This window comes from Cellulomonas sp. P2_B4, from assembly GCF_056404795.1.
The window spans coordinates 299,127-322,266 of record NZ_JBFUDI010000001.1 but is presented as its reverse complement, the minus strand read 5'-3'; the positions used below and the strand labels follow the sequence as shown (position 1 = coordinate 322,266).

Here is a 23,140-nt window from a genome sequence, read left to right as displayed (position 1 = left end):
GGGCCGCGCGGGTCAGGGCGCGGGCGGCGGCGAAGGCTGTCCGCTCGGCGGAGCGGGTGGTGCGGTCGGCTCGTCCTCGACCGGCGGCGCCACGGGCTCGGCAGGCGGGTACGCAGCCGACGGACCCGTCGACGATGTGGTGGTGACCGCCGGAGCGACGACGGGACGCGCCGGCCAGCCGGACTGCACGCCGCCGATCTCGCGCAGCAGGTTGCGAGCCTTGTTCGCCTGCTCCGCCCGGCACAGCACCGCGTACGACGACGCGACGATCTGGCTGGTCGACGTGAAGTCGCGGCGCCGACGCGTGACCGAGTAGGTGACGACCGAGAAGAGCATCCCGAACGCGCCGCCGATGAGGATCGCCGACACGATCGGGGTGCTCGTCCCGTCCGTCGAGAAGAGCGTGAGCAGCAGCCCGACGAACAGACCGAGCCACGCGCCGGTGAGGAAGCCGCCGAGGGCGGCCCGCGGGTAGGACAGCCGGCCCGTGACGCGCTCGACCATCCGCAGGTCGGTGCCGACGATCGTGACGAGCTGCACCGGGAAGTCCTTGTCCGCGAGGTGCGCGACGGCGCGCTGCGCCTCGAGGTAGGTGCCGTAGGCGGCCACGGTCTCACCCTGCGGTTGCGTCGGGTTGCGGGGTGCGCGGGCCGAGCCGGAGTACGACATGCCGTCATCCTCTCCCAGCGGTCGTCCGGGAGACCACCCGGTGGCCGTCGGCCGAACACCCGGCGTCGGTGTCGGGCGTGCCCGGGGGCGCGGTCTAGGCTGACCGGCGTGAGCAGCGTCGGGACCAGGGTCTTCGTCGCGCGCCTTGCCGGGACGAGCGTGTTCGACCCCCTCGGAGACCAGGTGGGACGGGTGCGCGACGTCGTCGTGCTGGTGCGCCCCAAGGGTGCGCCCAGAGCCGTCGGCCTCGTCGTCGAGGTCGGCAGCCGGCGCCGCGTGTTCCTGCCGCTGACCCGCGTGACGTCGATCGACTCCGGGCAGGTCATCTCGACCGGCCTGGTGAACATGCGCCGTTTCGAGCAGCGCGCGTTCGAGACCCTCGCGGTCGGTGAGCTGCTGGACCGGACGGTCGAGTTCGTCGACGGGACCGGTGTCGCGAGCATCGAGGACGTGGCGATCGAGCTGCAGCGCAACGGCGACTGGGTGATCTCCAAGCTCTTCGTCCGGCGCCGTCCCTCGGGTCGGCCGGGCATCCTGCGCCGCCGCGGCGAGACGCTGCTCATCTCCATCGACGAGGTCACGGGGCTCGCCCAGGCGACCGCGGCCCAGGGCGCCGAGCTGATGCTCGCGCAGTACGAGGACCTCAAGCCCGCCGACCTCGCGGACGTGCTGCACGACCTCGGCCTGACCCGACGCCTCGAGGTGGCCAGCGCGCTGGACAACGAGCGGCTCGCCGACGTGCTCGAGGAGCTGCCCGAGGACGACCAGGTCGGCATCCTGCAGGGCCTTGCTCGCACGCGCGCCGCCGACGTCCTGGAGGCCATGCAGCCCGACGACGCCGCCGACCTGCTCAACGAGCTGCCGGACGACCAGCAGGCCGAGCTGCTCGAGCTGATGGAGCCCGAGGAGGCCAAGGACGTCCGGCGCCTGCTGGCGTACGAGGACAACACCGCGGGCGGGCTGATGACCACCGAGCCCGTGATCCTGGGCCCGGAGACGCCGATCGCGGCCGCCCTCGCGCACGTCCGCCGGCAGGACCTCACGCCCGCGCTCGCGTCCATGGTGTTCGTCGCGCGCCCCCCGCTCGAGACTCCGACGGGCCGGTTCATCGGCGTCGTGCACCTTCAGCGGCTGCTGCGCGAACCGCCGCACGAGTCGATCGGCTCGATCATCGACACCGACATCGACGCCCTGCCCGTGGACGCCCCGCTGCTCGCGGTGACCCGCCAGCTGGCGACGTACAACCTGCTCGCGCTGCCGGTCGTCGACGCCGAGAAGCGCCTGCTCGGCGTGGTCTCGGTCGACGACGTCCTCGACCACCTGCTGCCCGAGGACTGGCGCGAGACCGACGACGAGGGCCAGCTGGGGGTGTCGCGTGCCTGAGCGTCTCGACACCCCACGGTCCACGCGCCGCGTCCTGATCCGCCGCCCGCAGATCGACGAGGACGCCTCGGGCAAGATCTCGGAGAGCATCGCGCGGTTCCTGGGCACGCCGCGGTTCATCATCTGGCTGAGCATCTTCTGCATCGCCTGGATCCTGTGGAACGTCGACATCGGCCCCGACCGGCCGCAGTTCGACTCCGCCGCCCGCGGGTTCACCGCGCTGACCCTCGTCCTGTCGCTGCAGGCGTCCTACGCCGCGCCCCTCATCCTGCTGGCGCAGAACCGGCAGACCGACCGCGACCGCGTGCAGGCCGAGCAGGACCGCCAGCGCTCCGAGCGCAACCTGGCCGACACCGAGTTCCTCGCCCGGGAGATGGCCGCGCTGCGCATCGCGCTGTCCGAGGTGGCCACCCGCGACTTCGTCCGCTCGGAGCTGCGCGCGCTGCTCGAGGACATGGCGGCCGAGCGCGACGGCGACAAGGACCCCGAGGCGGACTCGTCGCCCAAGGAACCGAAGAAGGGGCGTCGCGCCCAGCGCCCGTAGCGCGGCCGGGACGCCGAGCCGCGCCACCTACGATGGAGACATGCCCGATCTGACCGACCCGCTGACCGACGCGATCCGTGCCGCCCTGGCCGGCGTGCTGGACCCGGAGATCAAGCGGCCGATCACCGACCTGGGCATGGTCCGGTCGATCGAGCTGGCCGGCGGCCGGCCGGGCGCCGCTCACGTGCGCGTCGGCATCGACCTGACCACGCCCGGCTGCCCGCTCAAGGACACCCTGACCAGGGACGTGACCACGGCGACGGCGACCGTCGACGGCGTCGGCACGGTGGACGTCGTGTTCGGCGTGATGTCCGCGGAGCAGCGGGCCGACCTGCGCACCCTCCTGCGCGGCCCGGGCGGGGAGCCGGTCATCCCGTTCGCGCAGCCGCAGTCGCTCACCAAGGTCTTCGCGATCGCGTCCGGCAAGGGCGGCGTCGGCAAGTCCTCGGTCACGGCCAACCTGGCGGTCGCGATGGCGGCCGACGGCCTGAAGGTCGGCATCGTCGACGCCGACATCTACGGCTTCTCGATCCCCCGGATGCTCGGCGTGACGCGCCAGCCCACCCGCGTCGACGACATGCTCCTCCCGCCCGAGGCGTTCGGGGTGTCGGTGGTCTCCATCGGCATGTTCGTCCCGGCGGGACAGCCGGTCGTCTGGCGCGGACCGATGCTGCACCGTGCGCTCCAGCAGTTCCTGGCGGACGTGTTCTGGGGCGACCTCGACGTGCTCCTGCTCGACCTTCCGCCCGGCACCGGCGACATCGCCATCTCCGTGGCCCAGCTGCTGCCGAGCTCGGAGCTCGTGGTGGTCACCACCCCGCAGCTCGCGGCCGCCGAGGTGGCCGAGCGCRCGGGCTCGATCGCCCTGCAGACCCGGCAGAACGTGGTCGGCGTGGTGGAGAACATGTCCTGGCTGGCCCAGCCCGACGGGTCGCGGCTCGAGCTGTTCGGGTCAGGCGGCGGACAGCGCGTCGCGGACAACCTCTCGACCCTCACCGGCAGCGACGTCCCCCTGCTCGGACAGGTCCCGCTGGACGTGCGTCTGAGGGAGGCCGGAGACGGGGGTTACCCGGTGGTACTGTCCGAACCAGACTCGCCGGCGGCGGAGGTCCTGCGCGGCGTGGCGCGGTCCCTTGCAGCACGACGTCGTGGCCTGGCAGGGCGGTCACTGGGGTTGTCTCCGGCTACGCGGTGAAAAATCACCCGCTCGTCCGGTGACGTACTCGGAATGCTCGTTGGAGTCTGTTCGAACCTGTGTGACGATGTTCATATGCTCGCCAGTCAGCGCCAGGAGCGCATCCTTGCTGCCGTCCGTGCACACGGGGCTGCCCGCGTAGCGGACCTGGTAGAGAGCCTCGACGTCTCGGACATGACGGTCCGTCGGGACATCGCCGAGCTCGCCCGCGCCGGCCTCGTCCGTCGCGTCCACGGCGGTGCCGTCGCGCCCGACGCACCCGGTCGGCCCACCGACGAACCAGGCTTCGACGCCAAGCGCGGCTGGGCCAGTGCCGAGAAGACCGTCATCGCGCAGGCGGCGCTCGGCACGATCGAGCCCGGGCAGGCCATCGCCCTGTCCGCCGGCACCACGACGTACCTCCTGGCCGAGCTCATCGCCTCGGACCCCACGCTGCGGCCGCTCACGGTCGTGACCAACGGCCTGCGGATCGCGGACGTGCTGCACAGTGCCACGGGCGTGCAGGTCATCCTCACGGGTGGCGTGCGCACGCCGTCGGACGCCCTCGTCGGTCCCGTCGCGGACGCCACGCTGGCCAGCCTGCGCGTCGACCGCACGTATCTCGGCGTGCACGGCTTCGACGCCGCGGGCCTGACCACCCCGAACCTGGCGGAAGCCGCCACCGACCGCGCGCTCATGTCGTGCGCCGCGGTCACCACCGTCCTGGCGGACCACACGAAGTGGGGTGCGGTGGGCCTGGCCCGCATCGTCCCGCTCGACGACGTGGACACCGTGATCAGCGACGACTCCCTTCCCTCCGACGCCCGTCGGCAGCTGACGGGAGGAGCCACCCAGCTCCGCCTCGTCACCGTGGGACCCCACAGCTCCCCGACCGCCCCGCACCCTGGAGCCACTACGTGACGATGCCCGACGCGCGCACCCTGCCCGTCCGCCTGACCCCCACCCGCCTCGCCGATGGTCGTGAGCTGCTCTACTTCGACGACAGCGAGCCGTACGTCTCCGGCACGAAGACCCGTCGCCTCGACGACCCGAGGCCGCTGCCGGACCGCTTCGCGCCGGTCGTCGGTCCCGACGGTGTCGCGACCCCCGTCACGGGGCCCGAGCTGCGTCGCGACCCGCTGACAGGCGAGTGGATCCCCATGGCGGCCCACCGGATGAACCGCACGTTCCTCCCGCCGGCCGACGCCAACCCGCTGGCCCCCGCCAAGCCCGGGGCGGTCTACCAGGACGGCGAGATCCCGGCGGAGGACTACGACGTCGTCGTGTTCGAGAACCGGTTCCCGTCGCTGCTCGCCGTTCCCGGCGTGCCCGACGCTCCCACCCTGCGCTCGCACGAGCCGCTGTGGACCGTGCGCCCGGCCGCCGGCCGCTGCGAGGTCATCTGCTTCTCGTCGGACCCGACCGCGTCCCTGAGCACCGTCGGACCGCGGCGCATGCGCACGATCGTCGAGGCGTGGACGCAGCGGACCGCGGCGCTCAACGCCCTGCCCGGCATCGAGCAGGTGTTCATCTTCGAGAATCGCGGCAAGGAGATCGGCGTCACGCTGCACCACCCGCACGGGCAGATCTACGCGTTCCCGTACGTCACCCCGCGCACCCAGGCGATGCTCACGGAGGCCCGCGCCTACCACTCGCGCACCGGCCGCCTGCTCGGACGGGACGTGCTGGACGCCGAGCTCGAGCACGGCGAGCGCATCGTCATCGAGTCGGAGCACTGGGTGGCCTACGTGCCGTTCGCCGCGCGCTGGCCCGTCGAGGTGCACCTGGCCCCTCGTCGAGACGTTCCCGACCTCCCGTCGCTCACGGACGACGAGCGCGAGGACCTGGCGTCCGTGTACCTGTCGCTGCTGCAGCGGCTCGACCGGTTCTTCGTGGGTCCCGACGGCGAGGCGATCCCGCTGCCGTACATCTCCGGCTGGCACCAGGCGCCCGTCGGCGACGGCCGCGACGTCTCCCGTCTGCACCTGCAGCTGTTCTCGGTGCTGCGCGCGCCCGGCAAGCTCAAGTACCTCGCGGGCGTCGAGTCGGGCGTCGGCGCCTGGATCAGCGACACGACCCCCGAGCGGATCGCCGCCCGCCTGCAGGAGATCGCGTGAACGCAGTCGTGACCTGGGTCGAGCCGTGGACGCCCGAGCAGGGCGCCGAGCGAGCCAGGAGCCTCTTCGAGGCACGGTTCGGTGACGGTGCGCCCGACGGCACCTGGTCGGCTCCCGGCCGGGTCAACCTGATCGGCGAGCACACCGACTACAACGGCGGCCTGTGCCTGCCCATCGCGCTCCCCCACCGCGCGTACGTCGCCCTGCGGCGTCGCGACGACGACGTGGTCCGGCTCGTGTCCGCGCAGGAGCCCTCCGGGCACCGCGAGGTCGCGCTCGGCGACGTGGCACCGGGCACCGTGGAGGGCTGGATCGGCTACGTCGTCGGCGTCGCGTGGGCGATGCGAGAGGCCGGCCTCGCGGTCGGCGGCTTCGACGTCGCCGTCGACTCGTGCGTCCCGTACGGCGCCGGGCTCTCGTCGTCCGCGTCGCTGGAGGCCTCGGTCGCGGTCGCGCTCGACGCCGTGTTCGGGCTCGGCCTGGCCGGTGCCGACGACGACGCCGGCCGCGCGCGGCTCGCGGAGCTCTGCGTGCGCGCCGAGAACGAGATCGCGGGCGCCCCGACCGGCGGCATGGACCAGGCGGCGTCGCTGCGGGCCCGGGCCGGCCACGCGCTGCTGCTCGACTGCCTCGACGGCTCCGTGCGGCACGTGCCGTTCGACCTCGCCGCGCAGGGGCTCGCGCTGCTCGTCGTCGACACCCGCGCGGAGCACGCGCTCGTGGACGGCCAGTACGCCGCCCGCCGCGCGTCCTGCGAGGCCGCGGCGGCCCACCTCGGCGTCGAGACGTTGCGCGAGATCACCACCGACCCGCGCGGCCTGGAGTGGGCGCTGGACAAGCTCGACGACGAGGTCCAGGTGCGCCGCGTCCGGCACGTCGTGACCGAGATCGACCGCGTGACCTGGTTCGTCGCCCTCCTCGACTCGGGCGAGGTCGGTGAGGTCGGCCCGCTCATGAACGCGTCGCACGCCTCGCTGCGGGACGACTACGAGGTGTCCTGCCGCGAGCTCGACCTCGTGGTCAGCACCGCCGTGCAGGCCGGCGCTCTCGGCGCGCGGATGACCGGGGGCGGCTTCGGCGGCTCCGCGATCGCCCTCGTCACGGCCGACGCCGTCGGCCAGGTGGCGCAGGCCGTGGCGGACGCCTTCGCCGACGCCGGGCTGCGCGCTCCCGCGTTCCTCGTCGCGACTGCGCAGGCCCCCGCAGCCTGAGGCCGGCGCCACGCGAGCGGGTGGCGTGTCGTGCGCGGTATCGCGCATCGCGCAGTAGTGTCTGTCGCGCGGTTGTCGACGAGATCATCCCCGGGACGGATCCGACGCCCCGGTGGACCTCGCTACGGTCAGCCAGCGTTCCACCAGCACCGACCCGGGGGCAGACCCCGACGCGCACGCACGAGCCACTCGACGCGAGGAGTCCTACCGTGGGAGTCACCCGCCGGATCGTCTTCCCGATCATCCGCCTGGTCATCTGGGCGGTGATCGCCGTCGCCCTCGTGAAGATCGCCTTCACGGGTGCGGACGTCGGTGGTGTGGACACCTCGCTGCAGCCCACCGGCGCGTCGGCGGAGCCCACGGTGCAGGTGGAGACGGCCACCGTGACGAACGCCGTCACCATCCAGGCCTCCGTGGTGGCGGACCCGGCCGTCGTGGTCAAGGCCACGCTCGCCGGGAAGGTCAGCAGGCTCCTCACCACCGACGGCGCCGTCGTCGCGGTCGGCACGCCCGTCCTGGAGATCCGCAAGGAGACCCCGCAGGACCCGGTCGTGACGACCAACTCCGAGACCGGCGAGACGACGACGACCGAGCGCAAGCCCAAGGTCGAGACCGTCGTCGTGAAGTCGCCGGTCGCGGGCACGCTGACGCTGCCGACGCTCAAGGACCAGGAGGTCTCGGTCGGCGTCCAGGTCGCGACCGTCGCCCCGGGCACGCTGTCGGTGAGCGGCACGCTGACCCCCGACCAGCAGTACCGCCTGGTCGGGGCGCCGACGCAGGCCAGCGTCACGCTCAACGGCGGCCCGGCCCCCTTCGACTGCACGGGCCTGCGGGTCGGGGCCGCCCCCGCGACCACGACCGGCGACCCCGACCAGGCCGGGACGGGGGCGCCGTCGTCCAGCGGCACCGTCTCCTGCGCCATCCCCGCCGGCGTCACGGCCTTCGCCGGGCTCGGCGCGACGGTGGAGATCACGAACGGATCGGTCGAGGGCGCCGTCGTCGTCCCGATCTCGGCCGTGCAGGGCACGGTCCAGACCGGCAACGTGTGGCTCGTCGGCACGGACGGCGAGAACGAGAAGAAGGCCGTCACGCTCGGGCTGACCGACGGCAAGGTCGTGCAGGTCACCGACGGTCTGGCCGCGGGTGACACCGTGCTCCAGTTCATCCCCGTGCCGGGCGGAGCGGGCCTCCCGGTGGACTGCAACCTGAGCTACGACCCGGCGGTGTGCGGCGGATGAGCCTCCTCGAGCTCACGGACGTGACGCGGTCCGTCCGGCTTCCCGACGACCGGATGCTGCACATCCTGCAGGGGGTCACCGTCTCGGTCGACGCGGGCGAGCACGTGGCCGTGGTCGGACGTTCCGGCACCGGCAAGTCGACGCTCCTCAACATCCTCGGCCTGCTGGACGCGCCGACCACGGGCGAGTACCTGCTCGAGGGCGTGCCCATCGGACGGCTCTCGAACCGCACGCGCACCCGACGACGCGGGCGGGACTTCGGGTTCGTCTTCCAGCAGTTCAACCTCCTGCCGGGCCGGACCGCGCTGGAGAACGTCGCCGCTCCCCTGATGTACGCCCGGGGGAAGCAGTTCTGGAACCGCCGGCGACTGGCCACGCAGATGCTCGAGCGCGTGGGCCTGGGCGACCGCGTCGACACCATGCCCGACAAGCTCTCCGGCGGCGAGCAGCAGCGCGTGGCCATCGCCCGCGCGCTCGTGCGGGGACCGCGTGTGATCCTCGCCGACGAGCCCACCGGCGCGCTGGACGTGGAGACGGGCGGCTCGGTCATGGACCTGCTCGACGAGATCGCGTCCCAGACCGGCGCCGCGCTCGTCACCATCACGCACGACCTCGCCGTCGCCTCCCGCGCCGAGCGGCAGTTCCGGCTCAGCGACGGGGTCCTCGTGCCCATCCGGCTGGACACCGACTCCGACTGGGTCGGCGACGTCGTCGCGAACCGGTCGAAGGCGGTCGAGCGCCGGCTGCCGGATCCGGCCCTCCCGCGTGCCGAGGGCGGGCTCCACGCATGACGGGCATCGTCGGGGCGATCGTCGAGGCCTGGGACGAGCTGCGGATCCACAAGCTGCGGGTGCTGCTCGCGCTGATCGGCGTCGCGTGCGCCGTCACGGCGATCACGAGCGTCACGGCCGTCATCGCGATCCTCAAGCAGGCCACCCAGGAGCAGACCGACCGCCAGAACGGGCGCCTGGTGACGCTCATGGTCAGCGCCTACCCGGTGGACCAGGCGGCCGCCGCGCCGACCGACTGGGACGACGCGTTCGGTGAGCTGCTCGACCGCTACTCGATCACCTACGCGAGCCGGGACGCGTGGCTCCAGGTGCCGATGCGGATGGCGGACGGCAAGCGGGCCGTCCAGATCCGCACCGTCGACACCGACCTCGGCACCATCAACCGCATCGTGCCGACGACCGGGCGCTGGTTCACGGAGACCGACGAGACGGCCTTCGGGCCGACCCTCGTCGTGAACCAGTCGTTCCTCACGGCCATCGGCGTCGCGGACCTGTCCAGCCACCCCACCGTCGAGATGGGCGACCGCGCCCCGGTGACCGCCACGATCGTCGGGGTGCTGGCCGACGACTGGCCGGGCGCCGAACCGACCGCGATGGTCCTGTACGACCAGTACCACCGGTGGATCGGCGACGACGGCTCCGGCATCCAGTCGGGCGGCGCCGCCCCGGCCGCCGGGTCGATGCAGGCGTCGATGAACCAGCAGGTCCCGACCATGTACCTCTGGGTGCCCACCGACCAGGCGCGCGACCTGACGGCCCGCATCAAGCAGGACATGCAGACCGTCGCGCCCGGCTGGCAGGTCGACGTCCAGGACAACGACTACGGCAACGGCGGTCTCGACCGGGCGGCGAAGTGGGTGGGCATCGGCATCGGCGGCATGGCCCTGCTCCTGGGCGGGCTCGGGCTGGTGAACATCGCCCTGGTGACCGTGCGCTACCGGATCCGCGAGATCGGCATCCGGCGATCGTTCGGTGCGACCTCGGGCCGCGTGTTCTTCGGGGTGCTGCTCGAGTCGGTCGTCGCGACGTTCGTCGCCGGGCTCGTCGGGGTGACGCTGTCGGTGGCGATCGTCAAGAACATCCCGGTGGAGAAGCTGTTCGGCGGCGGGATCCAGGACATGCCCCCGTTCCCGGTCTCGGCCGCGGTGGTGGGCATGCTCTGCGCGACGGCGGTCGGTGCGCTGGCGGGGATCATCCCCGCGAGCTTCGCCGTGCGGGTGAGGGTGATCGACGCCATCCGGTACTGATCAGCCGGTGGCCTCGTTGCGGGTCACGTCCTCGTGCAGGGCGTAGAAGACCGAGTAGGCCGTCCCGTCCGGCGTCGGCGGGCGGCTCGCGAACTCCTCGAACAGGGCCTGCACCCGGTCGACGAGCTCGGTGTGCCCCGCCTCGTCGAGCCGCAGGCCGAGCCGGGTGGCCACGATCTCGCCCGGGTCGACGAGGGCGACCTCCTCGAGGAACGTGTCGATGAGCACCCGCGACGACTTGAGGGCGTCCGGCGTCCGCCACGACTTCCGGGTGGCGAGGTACGGCACCTCGCGCGACCCCCGGGTGCCGCGGCGCGCCGGCTGGGCGGCCAGGAAGCCGCGGTCGGCGAGCGTGCGGACGTGGTGCAGGATCGTCGCCGGGTTGCGGTCGAGGCGTGCCGCGATCTCCCTGTTGGTCATCGGCTCGTCGAGGCACAGGCGCAGGATCCGCAGGCGCAGCGTGCTGGCCAGCGCGCGTGCGTCGGCGTCGACCTCCGCCTCGTTCTCCGTCACGGGACGATCCTCGCACACTGATTGACTTTTCCCAATCAGTTGCCGATCCTGGGTCCGTGAGCCAGTCCCTCGTGCACCACCCCGACTTCCGCCGACTGTGGACGGGCGACGCCCTGGGGCAGTTCGGCGCGCAGCTGACCGGGCTCGCCCTGCCCGTCTACGCCGTGCAGTCGCTCGACGCGACCGAGTGGCAGATGGGGTTGCTGACCGCCGCCGAGACCGCGGCGTTCCTGGTGATCGGCCTGCCCGCGGGCGCCTGGGTGGACCGGATGCGCAAGCGCCGGGTGCTGCTCGCCTCGGACCTGGCCCGGGCGGCCGTGCTGACCGTGGTCGTCGTCGCGGCGATGACGGGCCACGCCTCGATCCCGCTGCTCATCGGCGCGGGGCTGGTGATCAGCGTCGCGTCCGTGTTCTTCGACGTCTCGCACCAGAGCTACGTGCCGGGGCTGGTCGGCCTCGACCACATCGTCGAGGGCAACTCCAAGCTGCAGGCCACGCAGTCGGTCGCAGCCGTCGCCGCCCCCGCGGTCGGCGGGCTGCTGCTCAAGGTCATCACGGCACCCGCCCTCATCGCCGTGAACGTCGTGATGTACGTGACCTCCGCGTTCGCGGTGTGGCGCATCCGGCACGTCGAGACTCCCCCGCACCCCGACACCCACCGCCCGCTGCGCACCGAGATCGCCGAGGGGCTCTCGTTCGTCGTGCACCAGCCGATCCTGCGGCGGATCGTCGCGACCACCGGCCTCGGCAACTTCGCCAACTCGATCCAGACCGCGGTCCTGGTCATCTACGCGCTGCGCGTCCTCGACCTCGGGACCGCCGCCTGGGGCACGGTCGTGTCGGCGTCCGCGGTCGGCGGCCTGGTCGGCGCGGTCGTCGCCGGCCGGCTCGCCCGGTGGGTCGGCGAGGCACGGCTCGTGCCGCTGTCGATGCTCGCCGCGGTGCCCGCCGCCGCGCTGACCCCCTTGGCGTTCGTGCTGCCGTTCCCGCCGTCCGTGGTGCTCATCGTCGGTGGCGTGACCTTCTCGTTCGCGATCGTGCTCTACAACGTCGCGCAGGTGAGCTTCCGACAGCGCGTCTGCCCACCGGCCCTGCTCGGCCGGATGAACGCGTCGGTCCGGTTCATCGTGTGGGGCACCATCCCGATCGGCGGGGTGCTGGGCGGCTGGCTGGGCACCCACCTCGGCGTCGTCCCGACGCTCTGGGTCGCGGTCGCGATCACCGCGCTGTCCGTGCTGCCGGTGCTGATCTCCCCGCTGCTCGGCATGCGCGACCTCCCCGCGGCACCCGTACCGGAACCCGCACCGTCCGAGCAGATGTAGGCCCTGACCCGCATCTGCTCGGACGCTGCGCGTCAGCCCTGCGGCTGAGGACCGGTCGCCAGCAGGACCTCGAGACGGGCGCGGTACTCGGCCTCGTCGATCTCGCCGCGGGCGTACCGCTCCGCGAGGACCGCGCGGGCGCTCTGCGTGCCGCCCTGCTGGTACCCGCTGCGCGGACCCCACCCGCCGTTCTCGGCCCAGTACGTGCGCCGACGACGACCGCCGAGCACGAGGAACAGGGAGATCACGCCGAACCAGAACAGCGGGAAGATGAGGAACCAGGGTCCGGGACCCCAGCCCCAGCCCCAGCCGACGGGGTGTGTCGCCAGCGTGGCGAGCGAGCTGAACATGATGACCTCCGGGTCGTGTGGGCGGCCGTCGTTCGACCGCACCACCACGATCGCTCGCGGCACCGGCACCCGTCGTCGTCCAGGCGGACCGTCGTGGGTGCTGCGAACGGACCTCCTACGCCCAGCCGGGCCGCACCACGCCGGACTCGTACGCGGCGACGACCAGCTGCGCCCGGTCGCGCGCGCCCACCTTGGACATCGCCCGGAGCACGTGCGTCTTGACGGTGAGCGGCGACAGATACATCCGAGCGCCGATCTCGTCGTTCGACAGCCCCTCGGCGACGAGCACGACCACCTCACGCTCGCGCGGGGTCAGGTCGCTCATCCCGGGCACCTCGACGACCTCGCGGGTCGCCCGGGCGACGGTGGCCAGCAGGCGTCGCGTGACCGTCGGCGAGAGCAGCGCGTCGCCCGCCGCGACCACGCGCACCGCCCGCAGCAGGTCCGCCGGCTCGGTGTCCTTCACCAGGAACCCGGACGCGCCCGCGCGGATCGCCTCCGCGACGTACTCGTCGAGCTCGAACGTCGTCACGACGACCACCCGGACACCACCCGCCCGCGGGTCCTGCACGATGCGCCGGGTGGCCGCCAGCCCGTCGCTCCCGGGCATCCGGATGTCCATGAGGACCACGTCGGGCAGGAGCTGGGTGGCCAGCTGCACGGCCTCGTCGCCGGTGGCCGCCTCGCCGACCACGGTCAGGTCGGGCTCCGCGTCGATGAGCGCGCGGAAGCCGCCGCGCACGAGCGCCTGGTCGTCGGCGAGCAGGACCCGGATCATCGTTGCGCCCACGGGATCTCGACGTGCACGTGGAACCCGGCGGCGCTGTCGACGGCCAGCGCCCCGCCGATCGCCTCGACGCGCTCGCGCATGCCGCGCAGTCCGTACCCTTCGGCCACCGGCTCTTGTACATCACCATAGTCGCGGACGTCGAGCGCCACCGATCCCGGCCCGACGACGAGCCTGACCAGCACGGACGTCGACGTCGAGTGGCGTCGCACGTTGGTCAGCGCCTCCTGCAGCGCGCGGTGCACGACGACCACGACGGCCTCCGGGACCACCTCCAGGGACGCACCGACGGCCTGCGCGACCCCCTCGTCGTCCACCGCCAGGCCGTCGTCGCGCGCCATCCGCACCAGGTCGAGCAGCCCGCCGAGATCGCGCGCCGCCGCCGGCTCGCGGGGCGCCTCGCCCTGCGCGCGCAGGATCCCGAGGACCTCGCGCACCTCGTCCAGCGCGTCCCTGCTGGTGTCCCGGATGGCGCCGAGAGCCTTGCGCGCCTGCTCGGGCTCGCGGTCCATGAGGTGCAGCCCGACGCCCGCCTGCACGGTGATCGCGGACAGCGAGTGAGCCAGCACGTCGTGCAGCTCGCGGGCGATCCGCAGCCGCTCGGCCGCAGCCACGGCCTCCTCGCGCGACTCGCGCGCCACGCGGAGCGCGCGCATCCGCTCGCGACGCTCGCGAGCCCCTTCGCCGATGCCCACGGCGACGCCGAGCCCGATCGCGGTGAACCACGCGTACACGGCGGTCGGCGCCCCGGTGCCCAGCGCGACCACCCCGACCCCGACCGCTCCCGCGGCCGCCGCGGCGATCGACAGGGCCCGCTGCCTCGTCGCGCCGGCCGCCACGACGACGAACCCGAGCGGGACGACCGCCGGACCCGGCGGGTAGCCCAGGGCGAGGTACGACACCGGGCCCAGGACGGCGAGGACGCCCCCGACGACCGCCCACGGACCGCGCCGCCGCGTCACCAGCAGGATCGACGCGGGTGCCAGCAGCAGCAGGGCCACCGCGCCGAGGTCGAACGGCCGCGCGTGCGTGTGCCAGAACCCGACGAACACGCAGCCCATGACCGTGACGACCGCGAGGGCGGTGACCGGCAGCGCGAGCCAGGCGGCGCGCGGGCGCTCTCCCGACCAGGGGCCCCACGGTGGACCGGCTCCCCAGGCGGGTGGTCCGCCTCGGGGCAGGGGCTCGGTCATCCGACCACGGTAGCCACGGCGGGGAGCCGGGCGCGTCCTCCGCACGGAGCGGGTCGGGTGCTCCGCGCGGAGGTCCGGCTCGACCACCGAGCCCGGTGCCCGCTACGCGCGACGACGCGCCACCCGGACGAGCGCGCCACCGCCGAGCAGGAGCGCGAGAGCGAGCAGGAGCATGGGGACCGGCTCCGCCCCGGTGGCCGCGATCGCGCCCGAACCGGGGCCCGGACCAGGTGCCGGGCCGGGAACCTGCGTCACGGGCGGCGGCGTCGGCCCGGGCGTCACGACGACGGCACTCACGACGACGGTGACCGTCGTCGTCGCGCAGAGGTCCGCAGCCGTCGTCGCGCAGATCGTGTAGGTGAAGCTGTCGGTGCCGACGAACCCGGCGCTGGGGAGGTAGCGGGCGACCGTCCCGCCGAACGTCGCCGTCCCGTTCGAGGGCGGCGACGCCAGTGCCGGCGGCCCGACGAGGCCCGCGTCGTTCGGGGAGACGTCCACCGGGACGGCGGTCCCCGCGGTGGTCTGCGCGCTGTCGGGCAGAGCGACCGGCAGCACCTCGACGTCGACGCGCGCCGTCGCGCAGAGCCGCGGGACACCGTCGTCGCAGGCGAACACGCCGTACTGGTCACGCCCGGCGAACGCCGACCTCGGCGAGTACGTGGTCGACCCGTCGGGCTCGACGACCTCGGTCCCGCTCCGTGGGGGGATGCCGGAGTACGTCGTGACCGTATCGGCGTCGGGGTCTGCCACCACCAGGTCGTCGGTCACGGGGACGTCGGTCGTCGTGCGCATCAGGAGCGGGGCGATCGTCGGCGGGTCGTTGCGGGCCACGACGGTGACCGTGACGAGCGCGGTGTCGCAGAACGTCGGTTCGCTCGGCGAGCAGATCCGGTACTCGAACGTGTCCACGCCCGTGAAGCCGGCGGACGACGTGTACGTCGCCGCACCGGTTGCGGGGTCGAGCGTCACCGTCCCGTTCGTCGGCGGGGTCACCGGGGTCGTGTCGAGCGGGGCGCCGTCGGTGTCGTTGGCCACCACCGGCACGGTCACCGGGACGCCGGGGAACGACTCCGCGAGGTCGTCGACGGCGCGCGGCCGGACGTTGATCGTCACGAGCCCCTCGTCACAGCCTGGCGCGGACCCGTTGTCGCAGACCTGGTAGGTGAACGTGTCCACGCCGGCGAAGTCGGAGTCCGACCGGTACTGGAACTCGCCGCTCGGACCGAGGTCGACGGCACCGTCCGTCGGCGGCACCTGCAGCGTGAAGGTGAGCACCTGCCCGGCGTCGGGGTCGCTCGCCGTCACGGTCCCGAGCACGAGCGCGGCGGTGGTCGTGTCCCGGACCAGGTCCTGGGCGACCGGCAGGGTGTTCGGAGGCGGCACGGCGCCGACGACCTCCGTGCTCACCCGGCTCGACTGGGCACTGCCGTCGTTGTTGGACGGCGACGGGTCCGTCGTGGTCGACGTGCTGCTGACGACGTTGACCAGCGTGGAGCCCGGCGGCGCCGTGACGACGCCCGAGTACTTGAGCGACAGCGTGGGTCCAGCCGGCAGCGTCGCGAAGTGCCAGGTCAGGGCGCCGCCGACCACGGTTCCGATCGTCGACGCAGGGTCGAGCACGAAGCCCGCAGGCAGCGGGTCGCTCACCGTGACGTCGGCCGCCGCGTCGGGGCCACGGTTCGCCACGACGATCTCGTACACCACGGTGTCGCCCTGGAGCGCCTTGGCCGGGCCGGTCTTGAACGAGACGACGTCGGCGATGGGGCCGTCGGGGACCGCGCAGCCCGCCGGGCTGCCACCCGCATCGACGGTCGCGCGGAGCACGTTCTGGACCGTGCCGGTCTGCACGTCGAAGATCTGCCCCGGTGGCGCGACGGACTGCACCCGGACGGGATCGGTCGCCGAGTCCCCGACGAAGGCGCCCTGGACGCTCGTGTGACCGGAGAACTGGTAGCCGCCGAAGCCGCCGACCACGCCGTCGTCCGTCAGGGTCGCGGCGGTCAGCACGCCGCCGCTCGACTGACGCCAGGTGCCGTTGTTGAGGAAGCTCCCGGTCGCCGTCACGATCCCCGCGTTCTCCGAGCCGGAGGCGTTGTTGACCAGGCTCGCGGCCGTGCTCAACGTGCAGGTGTTCTGCAGCGACCCGGACCCGTTGATCGTGACCGTGGATCCGAACGTCGCGACGCCGGAGTTGTCGAGCGTGCCGTCGAGGTTCGCGGAGCCGGCGACGTCCAGCGAGCCGCTGTTCTCGACGCGCACCGTGGAGTTCACGTTCAGTGCGCCCTGGACCTCGAACGTGCCCTCGTTCCGGAACGCTCCGCCGCCGGGCGACAGCGAGCTGCCGACGACGAGCTCGCCTCCGGGGTGGACGTGCACGTCGACGCTGCCGTTGGCGCCGAGGCCGTCGAACTGCGCCGCCCCCTCGAGCTCGAGCGAGAACCCCGCCGCGACGACGACGGAGGGGAGGTCGAGGGCGCCGCCGGCCGCCACGACGATCGCCCCCTCGGCGTTGTTCATGTAGAAGCCCGTGAGGGTGGCGCCCGGTGCCACGCAGAGCGTCCCGCCCCGAGGGAGCGCGTTGACACCACCGGTGAAGTCGGCCGCCAGCAGGACCACCTCGCCCGACGCGACAGTGATCGCGGGGTCCGTGGCGCTGACCACCCGGTCCGGGGACGCGCACTGCGACGCGAAGTCGGCGCGTGCCGCGGAGGCCGGCACCAGCACGAGGCCGACGAGCACCAGCAGCGCGGACACGAGCGCCGCCACCGGCCCGGCCGAGCGCCGACGCGTCATGCGGCTCCGTTCGTCGACCCCTGTGCCGCCAACGTACCGCCCGACGACGCAGGTCACACGCTCGTCGGTCAGACGTCGTACTCGACCACCACGGGCGCGTGGTCGCTGAACCGCTCGGCGTACGTGGCCGCCCGGTCGACGGTCGCCGTCACCGCCGCGTCCGCGAGGTCGGGGGTCGCCAGCTGGTAGTCGATGCGCCAGCCGGCGTCGTTGTCGAACGCCTGGCCGCGCCAGGACCACCACGTGAACGGCCCGGGGCCCTCCCCGCCGAGCTCGCGGCCCATGTCGTGCCAGCCCAGGTCGTCGAACCAGCGGTCGAGGTACGCCCGCTCGCGCGGCAGGAAGCCCGCGTGCTTGAGGTTGCCCTTCCAGTTCTTGAGGTCCACCTCGCGGTGCGCGATGTTGATGTCCCCCGCGACGACCGCGTACCCACCGCCCTCGGCGATGTCGGCCAGCCGCGCGGTGACATGGTCGAGGAACGCGTACTTCTCGTCCATCGACGGCTGCCCCGCCGTGGCGGAGTGCAGGTACGTCGAGACGACCGTGATGGTCCGGCCCGGCGCGCCCTCGTGGGGCGGCATAGTCAGGTCGGCCTCGACCCAGCGGCCCGAGTCGCTGGTCACGCCCGTCTTCAGCCCGATCCGCACGGCGGACATCGGCAGCCGGGACGCGATCGCGACCCCGGCCCGGCCGGCCGTCTCGCTCGCCTCGTGCGCCAGGTGCCACTCCCCCGGCGGCAGGTGGTCGGCCAGGATCTCGTCGGACGCCCGGACCTCCTGCAGGAGCACCACGTCCGGCCTGCGCGCCTCCAACCAGGCGCCCATGCCGCGCTTGTAGGCCGCGCGGATCCCGTTGACGTTGACAGAGGCGATGGTCAGCACCCGACCATCCTGCATCAGCCCCGGTAGGCGGCCTCGAGCGCGTCCATGTCCAGCTTGACCATCGGCAGCAGCGCCGCCATCACGCGCGCGGTGCCCTCCGGGTCGGCGTCAGCGGCCATCCACCGGTCCAGGCCCGCGGGCGTGACCTGCCACGACAGCCCGAACCGGTCCTTCAGCCAGCCGCACTGCGACTCCACGCCGCCGTCGGCCAGCAGCGCGTCCCAGTAGTGGTCGATCTCGGCCTGCGTCTGGCACTCGAGCACGAACGAGAACGCGTCGTCGAGCTTCAGCACCGGACCCCCGTTGAGGAGCGTGACAGGCATGCCGTCGAGGGTGAGCTCCACGATGAACGCCGCCCCCTCGGCCACCCCGGGCGTACCGGCGGGGGCCCGCACCACCGACAGGATCGAGGTGTTCGGGATGACGGAGACGTAGAAGTTGGCCGCGTCCTCGGCCTGGTCGTCGAACCACAGGTGCGGACGGACGATGCCCATGACGGACTCCTTCGGAAGCGCCCCGGCCGACCCGGGGCACTCCCGAGGGTCTCAGGCTCCGAGCAGCCGTTCGGCGGTGTCGACGACGTTGCTCAACAGCATCGCGCGCGTCATGGGACCCACGCCACCCGGGTTGGGCGACACCCACGACGCCACCTCCCGCACGTTCGGGTCCACGTCGCCGACGACACGGCTCTTGCCGGTCTCCGGGTCCACGGTCCGCGAGACGCCGACGTCGATGACGACCGCGCCGGGCTTGACGATCTCCGCCGTGATGATCCCGGGGACACCGGCCGCCGCGACGATCACGTCGGCGTGCCGCGTGTGCTCCGCGAGGTCGTCGGTACCCGTGTGCGTGAGCGTCACGGTCGCGTTGATCTCGCGACGAGTGAGCAGCAGCCCGATCGAGCGGCCGACGGTGACGCCGCGTCCCACGACGACGACGTCCGCACCACGCAGGTCGATGTCGTGCCGCAGGATCAGGTCGATGATCCCGCGCGGCGTGCACGGCAGCGGCGAGGTGACGGGCTCGTTGACGCGCAGCACCAGGCGCCCGAGGTTCGTCGGATGCAGGCCGTCCGCGTCCTTGTCGGGGTCGACGAGCTCGAGCACGCGGTTGGTGTCGATGCCCTTCGGCAGCGGCAGCTGGACGATGAACCCGGTGCAGGCCGGGTCCTCGTTCAGCCGTCGGACCGCCGCCTCGATCTCGTCCTGCGTGGCCGTGGCGGGCAGGTCCTCGCGGATCGAGGCGATGCCCACCTCGGCGCAGTCCTTGTGCTTGCCGGCCACGTACCACTGCGAACCCGGGTCGTCGCCGACCAGGAGCGTGCCCAGGCCGGGCGTGACCCCGCGGGTGGCCAGTGCGGCCACCCGCTCGGTCAGCTCGGCCTTGATCCGCTTCGCGGTGGCGGTGCCGTCGAGAAGCTGGGCCGTCATCAGTACTGCTGCAGTCCGTCGTAGAGCGGGAAGCCGTCCGTGAGCTTCAGCACGCGGGCCTTGAGCGCGTCGAGGTCCGTCGACGCGCCGTCGATCAGGGCGGTCGCGATGATGTCCGCGACCTCGGTGAACTCGGCGTCGCCGAAGCCGCGCGACGCGAGCGCCGGCGTGCCGATGCGCAGGCCCGACGTGACGCGCGGGGGGCGCGGGTCGAAGGGCACCGCGTTGCGGTTGACCGTGATGCCGGCCGAGTGCAGGAGGTCCTCGGCCTGCTGGCCGTCCAGGTCCGAGTGCCGCAGGTCCACGAGCACCAGGTGCACGTCGGTGCCGCCGGTGAGGACCGAGACGCCGGCCTTGGTCACGTCGGGTGCGGACAGGCGCTCGGCGATGATGCGGGCGCCGTCGAGCGTGCGCTGCTGACGGTCCTTGAACTCGTCGGTGGCGGCGACCTTGAACGCGACGGCCTTGGCGGCGATCACGTGCATGAGCGGACCGCCCTGCTGACCGGGGAAGACGGCCGAGTCGATCTTCTTGGCGTACTCCTCGCGGCTCAGGATGAAGCCCGAGCGGGGGCCGCCGATCGTCTTGTGCACCGTGCTGGACACCACGTCGGAGTGCGGGACGGGGCTCGGGTGCAGGCCCGCGGCCACCAGGCCGGCGAAGTGGGCCATGTCGACCCAGAGCTTGGCGCCGACCTCGTCGGCGATGGACCGGAAGGCCGCGAAGTCGAGGTGACGCGGGTAGGCCGACCAGCCGCCGATGATCACGTCGGGGCGCTGCTCGAGTGCCTTGGCCCGAACGGCGTCCATGTCGACGAGGAAGGTGTCCGGGTCCACGCCGTAGGCGCCGACCTGGTAGAGCTTGCCGGAGAAGTTGATCTTCATGCCGTGCGTGAGGTGGCCGCCGTGGGCCAGCTCGAGGCCGAGGATCTTGTCGCCCGCGTTGATCAGCGCGTGCAGGACGGCGGCGTTGGCCGTGGCGCCCGAGTGCGGCTGGACGTTCGCGTGCTCGGCGCCGAACAGCGACTTGGCGCGGTCGATCGCGATGTTCTCCGCGATGTCGACCTGCTCGCAGCCGCCGTAGTAGCGGCGTCCCGGGTAGCCCTCGGCGTACTTGTTGGTCAGCACGGAGCCCTGCGCCTGCAGGACCGCGCGGGGCACGAAGTTCTCCGACGCGATCATCTCGAGGGTGCCCTGCTGGCGGGCCAGCTCACCGTCGAGGACGGCGGCGATCTCGGGGTCGAGCTCGGAGATGTTCTGGTCGAGGATCGGGGTGTTGCTCATGGCACTCCCTGGCAGTCAGCGCGCACGGTGTCACCGCGCACTCGGTAGTCGGACCGGTGGGGTGACCGGGGGCCCAGGCGTCCGACCCATGGTCTGCTGCTGCTACGTCGCTCCCCGGTGGTGACCCACCCGTTTCGCCAGTCGCGACGCCGCACAGACTAGCAACGGCTCGACGGGGCCGTCGACGTGTCTCAGAGATAGCCGCCCGTGCCGACCGGCAGCGGCTCGGGCTCGGCGATGGCCTGCGGCGGGGTCCCCCGCAGCAGCAGCATGGAGACGCCGGACGCGGAGGCGGTCGACAGCCAGCGCAGGCCGGACAGGGGGCACTCCAGCACGACGGGCCGCCACGTCGCCGACACGACCGGCGCGGCGGGGCGCAGGTGGTGTGCCGCATAGGCGACGGCGTACGGGCCGACGTGGACGCTGCGCTCCCAGCAGCCGCAGGCGGCGGTGTCGACGAGCCGGGCACGGTCGGCGTCTGCCTCCCGACGGCGCAGGACCCTCGCGTCCGAGAGCCTGATCAGCCGGCGGCCGAGCTTGACGCCGAGCAGAGGCAGGGCGAGCACGGGTGCGAGCCACCATCCTGCGACCAGGACGAGGGGTGCTCCCGGCCAGGCGTCGGCGACGACGGCGGCGATCCCTGCCGCGGCGACCGCGCCCAGGACGAGGCCGAGCAGCGCGAACAGGACGGCGAGGCCCTTGAACTGCGAGTCGGCACTCTGCAGCCGTCGCTGCTCGTCGTCGAGGGGCAACCGATCGAGGGCGAACCACGTGCGCTCGTCCGTCGGCGACAGGTCGGGCACGACCCGCCAGCGTCCGCGCAGGAGAGCGATCCCGAGGACCCCGGCCGCCAGACCGACGAGGCCGAGCAGCAGGGTGAGCACCGTCGCGCCGACCCAGGGAAGCAGAGCGGGCGCGGTGCGGACGACCGGCCGCGTCCGCCGGGAGAGGTCGTCGAGCTGCGCCGAGCGCGGGCTGGTACGGGCAACGGCGCCCACCAGCAGCATCGCGCCTGCCCTGTCGTCGCTCGCCTCCAGAGCCTCGACCGCGCGCTCGAGCGCATACGTGTCGTGCCACGGTCGCGGTGTCGCCGACCGCACGGCGTGGGCCGCCTGTGCGACTCGCTCGATCGGGTCGACCACGCGGTTCCGCGTCGCGATCCAGCTGCTGGCGAACCGACCGACGACGTAGGTCGTACGCACGCCGTGGTCGACGAACAGCGCCCGCCAGGCGTCGGCGGCGACTGCTCGCTGGCCGGTCCGCTCGGCGGCGACGCCCAGGATGTACAGGTACCACGGGCGGTGGTCGACGGGTAGGAGGGCCCCGAGCCCGACCAGGGTCGCGAACGCCGCCTGGTCGCCCTCGATCGCCTGGGCGCCGAGCACGAGGACGTGGTTCATCGACCGCGGGCCGTCCGACGGGACCTCGCTCGCGCCGATCTCGGCGAGGATCGTCAGGACGAGCGCGGCGTCACCGCTCAGGTACGCGAGTCCCGCCCGACGGGTGGCCGTCGCGGTCGCGGGGTGCCCGGCGTGCGCGATGAGGGTGGCGGCCAGGTCGAGCTCGTCGACCTGGTCCGCAGCCTTCGCCCAGGCGTAGACGAGGTCGGCCCGGTCAGGGTCGTCGACCCCTGCCGCCGCGCCTGCCCCCTGCTGGTGCGCTTCCGTCACAGAACGGACATCGGTCCGCGGACGACCTCACTTGAGCCGTCAGGCCTCGGATCCGTCACCCAGCAGCTTGCGCAGGTACGCGTACGTCAGGTCGCCGGCGGTCTGGTCGTGCTGGTGCTCGTAGCCGTGCTTCGCGTAGAGCGCGATGTTCTGCACCGAGTCGCGGCCGGTGAACACCCAGACCTCCTCGATGCCGTCGGGCAGGAACGGCAGGATCGCCATGAGCATCTGCGTGCCGAAACCCTGTCCCTGCAGGTCAGGGGCCACCGCGAACCGGCCGAGCGTCGCCTTCGAGCCCTCGATGAGCACGCGGATCGAGCCGACGAGCCGGTGCCCGTACCAGCCGCCGAGCGTGATGACACCCTCGGCCTCCAGGTCCGCCTGGAGCTCCTCGAGGGTCTGCGTCAGCGGCGGGATGTGCGGGTCACCGTACTGCTGGGCCTCGGTCACGAAGGCGGCCCGACGGAGCGTCAGCAGCTCCCCGGCGTCGTCGAGGGTCACCGAACGGATGTCGAGGTCGGCGGTCGTCATGACGCCATCGTGT

At 72.8% G+C, this 23,140-nt stretch carries 22 protein-coding genes and 1 riboswitch; of the genes, 10 read left to right on the top strand and 12 right to left on the bottom strand.

Annotated features, from left to right (window positions below):
* Positions 1-12 precede the first annotated feature (12 nt).
* A complete protein-coding gene (locus AC1DZC_RS01595; protein WP_477041995.1) occupies positions 13-669 on the bottom strand; it encodes a YflT domain-containing protein in 657 nt (218 codons plus the stop codon).
* Positions 670-777: 108 nt separating this feature from the next.
* Here AC1DZC_RS01595 and AC1DZC_RS01590 point away from each other — a divergent pair, with 108 nt between their 5' ends.
* The 9 genes from AC1DZC_RS01590 (at position 778) to AC1DZC_RS01550 (ending at position 10,374) form a co-directional block, all read left to right on the top strand.
* Positions 778-2,052 carry a magnesium transporter MgtE N-terminal domain-containing protein gene (locus tag AC1DZC_RS01590; protein ID WP_477038158.1) on the top strand — a complete coding sequence of 425 codons (1,275 nt, stop codon included), beginning with the start codon at positions 778-780 and terminating at the stop codon, positions 2,050-2,052.
* Positions 2,045-2,596, top strand: a complete 552-nt coding sequence (locus tag AC1DZC_RS01585; protein ID WP_477041994.1) for a DUF1003 domain-containing protein — start codon at positions 2,045-2,047, stop codon at positions 2,594-2,596. The genes AC1DZC_RS01590 and AC1DZC_RS01585 overlap by 8 nt, the downstream gene beginning before the upstream one ends.
* Before the next feature lie 40 nt (positions 2,597-2,636).
* Entirely contained in the window at positions 2,637-3,791 is a 1,155-nt protein-coding gene (locus tag AC1DZC_RS01580) for an Mrp/NBP35 family ATP-binding protein (RefSeq protein ID WP_477041993.1), read from the top strand.
* 75 nt (positions 3,792-3,866) lie between these two features.
* Positions 3,867-4,691 carry a DeoR/GlpR family DNA-binding transcription regulator gene (locus AC1DZC_RS01575; RefSeq protein WP_477038155.1) on the top strand — a complete coding sequence of 275 codons (825 nt, stop codon included), beginning with the start codon at positions 3,867-3,869 and terminating at the stop codon, positions 4,689-4,691.
* 2 nt (positions 4,692-4,693) lie between these two features.
* Positions 4,694-5,887, top strand: coding sequence for a galactose-1-phosphate uridylyltransferase (gene galT / locus AC1DZC_RS01570; RefSeq protein WP_477038256.1), 1,194 nt, complete (start codon positions 4,694-4,696; stop codon positions 5,885-5,887).
* Positions 5,884-7,098, top strand: coding sequence for a galactokinase (gene galK / locus AC1DZC_RS01565; RefSeq protein WP_477041992.1), 1,215 nt, complete (start codon positions 5,884-5,886; stop codon positions 7,096-7,098). The genes galT and galK overlap by 4 nt, the downstream gene beginning before the upstream one ends.
* A gap of 209 nt (positions 7,099-7,307) precedes the next feature.
* On the top strand, positions 7,308-8,336 hold the full coding sequence (locus AC1DZC_RS01560; protein ID WP_477041991.1) for a permuted SH3 domain-containing protein: 1,029 nt from the start codon (positions 7,308-7,310) through the stop codon (positions 8,334-8,336).
* Positions 8,333-9,127: an ABC transporter ATP-binding protein gene (locus AC1DZC_RS01555; RefSeq protein WP_477041990.1), complete on the top strand. Its 795-nt coding sequence runs from the start codon at positions 8,333-8,335 to the stop codon at positions 9,125-9,127. Before AC1DZC_RS01560 ends, AC1DZC_RS01555 begins: the two co-directional genes overlap by 4 nt.
* Positions 9,124-10,374, top strand: coding sequence for an ABC transporter permease (locus tag AC1DZC_RS01550; protein ID WP_477041989.1), 1,251 nt, complete (start codon positions 9,124-9,126; stop codon positions 10,372-10,374). Before AC1DZC_RS01555 ends, AC1DZC_RS01550 begins: the two co-directional genes overlap by 4 nt.
* Here AC1DZC_RS01550 and AC1DZC_RS01545 read toward each other — a convergent pair whose 3' ends face one another.
* Positions 10,375-10,887, bottom strand: a complete 513-nt coding sequence (locus AC1DZC_RS01545) for a helix-turn-helix domain-containing protein (protein ID WP_477041988.1) — start codon at positions 10,885-10,887, stop codon at positions 10,375-10,377.
* Between the two features lie 56 nt (positions 10,888-10,943).
* Here AC1DZC_RS01545 and AC1DZC_RS01540 point away from each other — a divergent pair, with 56 nt between their 5' ends.
* Complete coding sequence (locus AC1DZC_RS01540) at positions 10,944-12,209, top strand: MFS transporter (RefSeq protein ID WP_477041987.1); 1,266 nt, start codon at positions 10,944-10,946, stop codon at positions 12,207-12,209.
* Positions 12,210-12,241: 32 nt separating this feature from the next.
* On the opposite strand, the gene AC1DZC_RS01535 is transcribed toward AC1DZC_RS01540, so the two are convergent.
* The 10 genes from AC1DZC_RS01535 to AC1DZC_RS01490 form a co-directional block, all read right to left on the bottom strand.
* Positions 12,242-12,559, bottom strand: a complete 318-nt coding sequence (locus tag AC1DZC_RS01535) for an SHOCT domain-containing protein (RefSeq protein ID WP_477041986.1) — start codon at positions 12,557-12,559, stop codon at positions 12,242-12,244.
* Positions 12,560-12,674: 115 nt separating this feature from the next.
* The gene (locus AC1DZC_RS01530) at positions 12,675-13,337 is read right to left on the bottom strand and encodes a response regulator (RefSeq protein ID WP_477042131.1); all 663 of its coding nucleotides are present in this window, start codon (positions 13,335-13,337) and stop codon (positions 12,675-12,677) included.
* On the bottom strand, positions 13,334-14,539 hold the full coding sequence (locus tag AC1DZC_RS01525; RefSeq protein ID WP_477041985.1) for a sensor histidine kinase: 1,206 nt from the start codon (positions 14,537-14,539) through the stop codon (positions 13,334-13,336). Before AC1DZC_RS01525 ends, AC1DZC_RS01530 begins: the two co-directional genes overlap by 4 nt.
* A gap of 102 nt (positions 14,540-14,641) precedes the next feature.
* Positions 14,642-17,332, bottom strand: coding sequence for an Ig-like domain-containing protein (locus AC1DZC_RS01520; protein WP_477041984.1), 2,691 nt, complete (start codon positions 17,330-17,332; stop codon positions 14,642-14,644).
* Between the two features lie 68 nt (positions 17,333-17,400).
* The gene (locus tag AC1DZC_RS01515; protein WP_477041983.1) at positions 17,401-18,213 is read right to left on the bottom strand and encodes an exodeoxyribonuclease III; all 813 of its coding nucleotides are present in this window, start codon (positions 18,211-18,213) and stop codon (positions 17,401-17,403) included.
* 14 nt (positions 18,214-18,227) lie between these two features.
* Positions 18,228-18,707, bottom strand: a complete 480-nt coding sequence (locus AC1DZC_RS01510; protein ID WP_477041982.1) for a VOC family protein — start codon at positions 18,705-18,707, stop codon at positions 18,228-18,230.
* Positions 18,708-18,758: 51 nt separating this feature from the next.
* Positions 18,759-19,643, bottom strand: coding sequence for a bifunctional methylenetetrahydrofolate dehydrogenase/methenyltetrahydrofolate cyclohydrolase (locus tag AC1DZC_RS01505; RefSeq protein WP_477041981.1), 885 nt, complete (start codon positions 19,641-19,643; stop codon positions 18,759-18,761).
* On the bottom strand, positions 19,643-20,926 hold the full coding sequence (glyA, locus tag AC1DZC_RS01500) for a serine hydroxymethyltransferase (RefSeq protein ID WP_477041980.1): 1,284 nt from the start codon (positions 20,924-20,926) through the stop codon (positions 19,643-19,645). Before glyA ends, AC1DZC_RS01505 begins: the two co-directional genes overlap by 1 nt.
* 64 nt (positions 20,927-20,990) lie before the next feature.
* Positions 20,991-21,081: riboswitch (ZMP/ZTP riboswitch) on the bottom strand.
* A gap of 36 nt (positions 21,082-21,117) precedes the next feature.
* Entirely contained in the window at positions 21,118-22,596 is a 1,479-nt protein-coding gene (locus AC1DZC_RS01495) for a hypothetical protein (protein ID WP_477041979.1), read from the bottom strand.
* Positions 22,597-22,635: 39 nt separating this feature from the next.
* Positions 22,636-23,127: a GNAT family N-acetyltransferase gene (locus AC1DZC_RS01490; RefSeq protein WP_477038140.1), complete on the bottom strand. Its 492-nt coding sequence runs from the start codon at positions 23,125-23,127 to the stop codon at positions 22,636-22,638.
* Positions 23,128-23,140: the final 13 nt, after the last annotated feature.